The 6,330-nt window shown below is 44.9% G+C and carries 7 protein-coding genes; all 7 read right to left on the reverse strand.

The window, feature by feature from the left end; genetic code table 11:
* Nucleotides 1–22: 22 nt before the first annotated feature.
* A complete protein-coding gene (locus tag EO132_RS17150; protein WP_127139040.1) occupies nt 23–1,876 on the reverse strand; it encodes a SulP family inorganic anion transporter in 1,854 nt (617 codons plus the stop codon).
* Between the two features lie 113 nt (nt 1,877–1,989).
* On the reverse strand, nt 1,990–2,379 hold the full coding sequence (locus EO132_RS17155; protein WP_127139041.1) for a hypothetical protein: 390 nt from the start codon (nt 2,377–2,379) through the stop codon (nt 1,990–1,992).
* Nucleotides 2,376–2,795 carry a GreA/GreB family elongation factor gene (locus EO132_RS17160; protein WP_127139042.1) on the reverse strand — a complete coding sequence of 140 codons (420 nt, stop codon included), beginning with the start codon at nt 2,793–2,795 and terminating at the stop codon, nt 2,376–2,378. The genes EO132_RS17155 and EO132_RS17160 overlap by 4 nt, the downstream gene beginning before the upstream one ends.
* A gap of 65 nt (nt 2,796–2,860) precedes the next feature.
* A complete protein-coding gene (locus tag EO132_RS17165; protein WP_127139043.1) occupies nt 2,861–4,153 on the reverse strand; it encodes a Glu/Leu/Phe/Val family dehydrogenase in 1,293 nt (430 codons plus the stop codon).
* A gap of 241 nt (nt 4,154–4,394) precedes the next feature.
* A complete protein-coding gene (locus tag EO132_RS17170) occupies nt 4,395–5,003 on the reverse strand; it encodes an MCP four helix bundle domain-containing protein (protein ID WP_127139044.1) in 609 nt (202 codons plus the stop codon).
* A complete protein-coding gene (locus EO132_RS19360; RefSeq protein ID WP_164732372.1) occupies nt 5,000–5,158 on the reverse strand; it encodes a hypothetical protein in 159 nt (52 codons plus the stop codon). The genes EO132_RS17170 and EO132_RS19360 overlap by 4 nt, the downstream gene beginning before the upstream one ends.
* Nucleotides 5,159–5,395: 237 nt before the next feature.
* A partial coding sequence (locus tag EO132_RS17175; protein ID WP_235856500.1) for a sigma-54 interaction domain-containing protein occupies nt 5,396–6,330 on the reverse strand: 935 nt, incomplete at its 5' end.

Raw genomic sequence — 6,330 nt, forward strand, 5'->3', positions numbered from 1 at the left:
GCTTTTTTTGACACCAGCGGCTCTATCTTTGACTTCTGATAAAGTTGGTACAAGCCTCAAAATCATCGAATATTTGATTTTCCGGAATCAATGATGGAATCAAATCGACCCGCTCCATCATATATTTGGGTTGCTCAAGGACATGTACAAAGAGTACCGTGATAGCTTCATTTTTAAGGTCTATCAATATGTCCTCAAGGGTATATAGCCCCGTCTGGTCCAAATACTGCATCCGGTCCATTCGGATGACCACCGTGGAAGCGGTTTTCGGTATCTGCTTAGCCAATTGTTGAAACTCGCTTGTAGACCCAAAAAACAAAGGTCCTTTCAAATGTTTGATAAAGACCTCTTTTTTAAGATGTTCTGGAAAATTGGCTTCATCCGCCCAACCCTTTTCTTCCAGTAAGGTCTTGACATCCGATTGCCTGGCCGTTAAGTCCCCCATTTTTTTCATGAACATCAGGGAGGCGATTACCAATCCGATACCCACGGCGTAGACTAAATTCCAAACGGAGGCCAACACCATGACCACCAACATGACCACCACCTCGGAACTGATCTTCAAAGGTCCAAATTTGACATCTCTGGGCAGATACGGTATGGCCCTGAGCCCCTTGTAGTCGATTACCCCAATCCCCACGGTAACCAGGATGCCGGCAAGAACGGCGGCCGGTATTTTGGAAGCGATGGGCCCTAAGGCCAACAATACGACAAGCAACAGGATTCCCGCAATCATACCCGATAATCTAGTCTTACCACCGGCATTGATATTGACTACAGTACGGATGGTCGCCCCCGCTCCGGGAATGCCCCCAAAAATGGCCGCTATACTGTTACCGATGCCCTGCCCCATCAATTCCTTGTTGGGCTTATGCTGTGTTCTGGTCATATTGTCCGCGACCACAGAGGTCAATAGCGAATCTATCGCTCCTAAAAGTGCCAGTGTCAAGGCTGTAAAAATATAGGGCGTTATCGAGTTTAATTTGAATTCACTGAAGATGTCCAAATGGGGAACGGGAAAACCGCTGGGTATTTGTGGGATGGGCCTGTAATCCAAGCCTATCCCATAGGCCGCCCCTGAAACGACCAACAATGCGACCAATGCACTGGGAATGGCGCTAGTGATTCTTTTAAAGCCATAGATGATCACAATGGTAGCCAAGGCCAGGGCAAGTTCCAACCAATCTATCCGATTCAGGGCCCTTGGCAAAACCTTGATTGTACCGATGACCCCGGAGGCATCTTTATTGGCCAAGGTCTGGGCCTCTTTCAGGATATTTTGCTCAGATACCTCCCCCGCCCTGTCCAGGGTTTCTTCAAAATCCTCAAGCACCAGTATTCCTCCATCCGATTCTTCATTAAGGATATCCCTGAGGATAACCTCTTTAGCCCGAGGTCTGAATCGGTCCACAAATGCTTCATCTTCCGTTGGGTAATAGCCCATGGAAGGCAACAGCTGGGTAACAAGGATGATTACACCAATGGCCGTCATAAAGCCTGAAACCACAGGATACGGAATATAGCGAACGTATTTTCCAAGTCCCGCAAGGCCCAATAGGATTTGTAACAACCCTGCCAATAGAAATACCAATAAAATGGCTGGCAATGACTTCTCCAGATTACCATCGTTCATGGCCACGATACCGGCAACCACGACCATGCCAACAGCGGTCATAGGTGCCGTTGGACCGGATATCTGGGTATTGGTGCCCCCGAACAAGGCGGCGAAAAAACTGATGAAAATGGCACCGTACAAACCGGCACTGGGCCCCAAACCCGAGCTGACACCAAAGGCCAGGGCCAAGGGTAGGGCCACAATGCCCGCTGTGATACCACCAAAAAGATCTCCTTTAAAATTGGAAAAAAAATGCTTCATAAAAATGTTGTTTGTTTATCTAATCGACCTAATGCGCAGCTTTCATTAGGAAGCGTATTTTGCCCGACCTCCAAGTTTGTGCTAGCGACCGACAGGTCTTTTCATTGAGGTTTTCAGTTGAAACGTTCCAAGATTTTGGAGAACAGCAACAACTTGATTTGTGCATAGTTTTTTATATGCCCCATATAACCATCACGGTTTTTCTCATGGGTATTGAGGTAATAGGCATCACATTCCATGGTATCGCATTCGATGGCATTCAACATGGTACGTTCATAGCGGTACAGTGTTCCTAACCGAAGTTGATTTCCCCTTTGGATTGCTAAAAGCCGTTGGTTCATGGACGGATCCCCCAACAACCTTTTTTCCAATTGAATCAAGTACTGCAGTTCTTCATTGATTCCTTCCATGGTCTCTGTCCAATTGGTGATTTCCAATTTGTCCTTTTTACTGATGATCCGGCTTATGGATTCATGAAAATAGGGGCGGTTGACGGATTTCATAGTACCATGTTCAGGTTGATGGACTCATTTTCCTGTTCGAGGTGCTCAATGGTCAGTTTCTGGTTGCCCGATGGAAATTCCCAAACTATGCAATCTCCTTTGGCGTACCCCATTACCGCTGACCCCATGGGCGTTAATATGGATATACAATTGTTCTTGACATCACTTTTCTTGGGAAGTACCAATTTGAATTTTTTATGCCACCCATTTTCGGAAACAATCGTGACATTGGAATTGAACCGTATCACATCCTTGGGCATATCCTTCTCATCCAATATCTTCGCGGTCTCCAATTCCCCGGCCAACTTCCTTACCGATTTTCTCCATGTACTGTCCTGATGGTACCCCGAAAGGTTCATCAACCTTTTGAGTAGGACATATTCCTTTTTTTCAATCAACAGACTATCGTATTTCATTGTATTAATTTTATGCATTATGGGTTTCGCTGGATCAGTTCCGGCAAAACCATTCGTTTTTTTTATTATGGGAATATGCCCCGCTGTACATAGGTTTCCTCGAGTCGCTCTATGGCAATGACAAAGGCAGCCGTTCTCATGTCCAAGTTCTTTGTTTTTGTTTTGTACATGACCTTGTTGAACGATTCCCGCATCTTTCTTTCCAGCTTCTCCAATACCTCGTCCAACTGCCATATTTCCCCATTGCGATTCTGCAACCATTCAAAATAGCTGCCTATTACACCACCGGAATTGCACAGGATATCCGGTATGATATCAATGCCCCGCTTCAAAAGTATCTCCTCCGCCTTTACATCGGTCGGTCCATTGGCCCCTTCGGCAATCAAGCGGGCCTTGATGCTATGGGCATTATCCACAGTGACCTGGTTGCCCAATGCCGCAGGTATACAAATGTCACAGTCCAAACCAAAAAATTCGGCATTGTCGATGACATTTGCCCCTGCAAAGCCCGATATACTGCCCTTATTGGCCTTCGCATAGTCCAAAAGTTTTTCCGGGGAAATACCCTCATGATTGTGGATACTACCATAGGCATCCTGTACGGCAATTAGAATGGCCCCTTCTTTTTTTAGAAAATGGGACGCCCAATAGCCCACATTACCAAACCCCTGTACAATGAATGTTTTGTTCTTTAGGTCGATCGTATTGTGTTCCGCCCAAAATTTGATGGTCAGGAAAACCCCATAGCCCGTTGCCCGGTCCCTTCCTTCAGAACCACCGGTACCAATGGGTTTTCCCGTGACCACATGCAGGTTCTTCGAGCGTTCATTGGGGGATTTGGTGGACATATAGGTATCCAAGATCCAGGCCATGGTTTGCGGGTTGGTGTTGACATCAGGCGCAGGAATATCCAGTTCCGGTCCAATATTGTCCCCAAGAGCATAGGTAAACCTTCTGGTGATCCGTTGCAGTTCGTCTTGGGAATATTTGGTGGGATCCAACTGTATCCCTCCTTTGGCCCCACCATAGGGCAATCCGGCCAAAGAGGTTTTCCACGTCATCCACATGGCCAGGGCCCTGGCAGCGTCAATGTCCACCGTGGGGTGGTAACGCAATCCTCCTTTGTAGGGTCCCAGTGCATTGTTGTGCTGAACACGGTAGCCCGTAAATATCTCTACCTCCCCATTGTCCATGCGTACGGGAAAATGCACAACGAATTCATTATTGGTGACCTCCAGTATCTTTCTGATGTTGGTATTCAGCTCGATAATATCCGCTGCATTGTTGAACTGTCGCATAACGTTGTCCAACATGCCTTGTTTTGGCTGCTTTTTTTTTGATGTTAAAGTTGTTGTCATAAATAACTGTTTTTTGGGTACGTCGTACCCTCTGATTGTTTGTTAATACATTTCATCCGAAAACACGATGGTAGGTTCATTCTTATCATCCATATGATGTCGATATTCATTACATAGGTTGATATTTGACCTATCGCTGCTCAGAACGCAGTACGATCTGTGAACACAGGTAGAGCATAAGCTCCGTTTAAATTGGTTCATGGGACTGTTCATTTTATTTAGGTTCTTTTCTTGTTTTAAATCAATGGATGGGATATAGTGTTCTGATCGGCTGAAAGGCCAGTACCAATATGGAAACTCCTATAATGATCAAAAAAGCGATTTCCAATTGCGACAACATCACATTGACACTCAATGATTTCTCTGAGATTTCTATAAGATGTCCACTTTCTTCGATTTGAATTTCCTCAAGAGCATCCAAGATTGTTTTGGTCGATTGGATATGCCCCAACATTTTTGATTTGGCATCCTCCCGGTCCACCATTGACAGGTCATATGAGCGCAAGCTCGAAAATTGCCGGCGCAGGCGTTTTAAAAATGTGGCCTCCTCTCGTGTCAAGTCGGTAGCGGCAAAATCATCAAGGATGGTCGTGATCTGTCCATAGCTTTCATTATCTTTTACTGTGCTGTCATCTCCCGACACCTCCAATTCCCTATCGTGCAGATAAATCCTCAATTGATAGATATAGTCCTGTACGACAACTCGATCGCCATACATCGATTCGATAGTGTTTTGTACCGTTGAAAAATGTCTACGGTCCAAGAGATTGGAGCCCAGTACCAATAAAAATGCCCCGGCCATTACAAATCCGACCAATATGCGTTGTTTCCATGTGAGTTTTGCATTCATATCTTCTTTTCTTGAACAATGGCTTTCTGCAAAATTTCCTTCAACAAGGCCAATACAGTTCCATGGGTATAATCTTCCAAGCCCAATGGCCCTTGTACGTATTTTTTGACCATCAAAAAGTCATACCTTTCCAAAACAAGATTGCCGTATTTCATAGTTTGCCCTACCATCATTATGTGTTGTTTTGTCACCGTAGTGCCGGAGTATATCACCTTGATCCGTTCTACTTGAAACTATTTGGTACACTATATGGCAAATGGTATGCCTTGAAAGAAAAAAAGAAGAAAACAAAATACAATTAATTGATTTTCAGAAATCAACATATTAAAATGGGAAAAGTGGAAAAATGAAAAGTGGAAAGTTTCTATCCAGTTGGTCAAAAGCTGACCAGGTCAATCAAGTTTGTCACGAAGGGTTTTTCTACTGATCTTTAAAATCTTTGCTGCTTTGGTCTTGTTCCCTTCGGCATACAGTAGCACCCGTTTGATATATTGTCTTTCCATGTCCCTCAAGGGCATGAGTTCCTCCTCGGGAAATTCTATCTCATATTTTAAAAAGTCCGGTAAGTCTTTTACACCGATCGGGCCATCCGCCATGATCACGGCTCGTTGTACCACATTTTCAAGTTCCCTTATATTTCCCGGCCAAGAGTAACGTTCCAATATTTTCAGGGCTTCGGAATCCATTCTCAATAAACGATCTCGATACTCCATACCGTATTTTTGAAGGAATCGATCCACCAAGAGTGGAATATCTGATTTTCGTTCGCGCAATGGAGGTACCTTGATCTCAACGACGGTCAAACGATAATAGAGGTCTTCCCGAAAGCTCTTTTTCTTGATTTCTTCCGATAGGTCCATATTGGTGGCCGCAACAACACGAAGGTCGACTTTTTCAGAAGTTCGGGAACCGACTTTGGTAATTTCCTTTTCCTGAAGAGCCCTCAATAATTTGGCCTGTACATCTAAACAGGCATTCCCTATTTCATCCAAAAAGAGCGTGCCTCCCGATGCCGCCTGAAAAAAACCGTTTCGGTTTTGGTCGGCCCCGGTAAAGGCCCCTTTGATATATCCAAACATTTCCGCCTCTTGAAGATTCTCCGGAATGGCCCCGCAATTCACTGCGATAAACGGTCCTTTACTGTACTTTCCCGAATAATGGATGGCCCTGGCTACCAATTCCTTACCAGTACCACTTTCACCTTGTATCAATACCGTTGCCTTGTTATCCTTTACCCTATCTACAATGGTAAGTACCTGACCAAAAGCGGTGGAATCACCGACCATTTCCTTGAATGCCGGTTGTTGTATTGGGGAGGGAACGGAAT

This window comes from Flagellimonas oceanensis, from assembly GCF_003992595.1.
GTDB lineage: Bacteria > Bacteroidota > Bacteroidia > Flavobacteriales > Flavobacteriaceae > Flagellimonas > Flagellimonas oceanensis.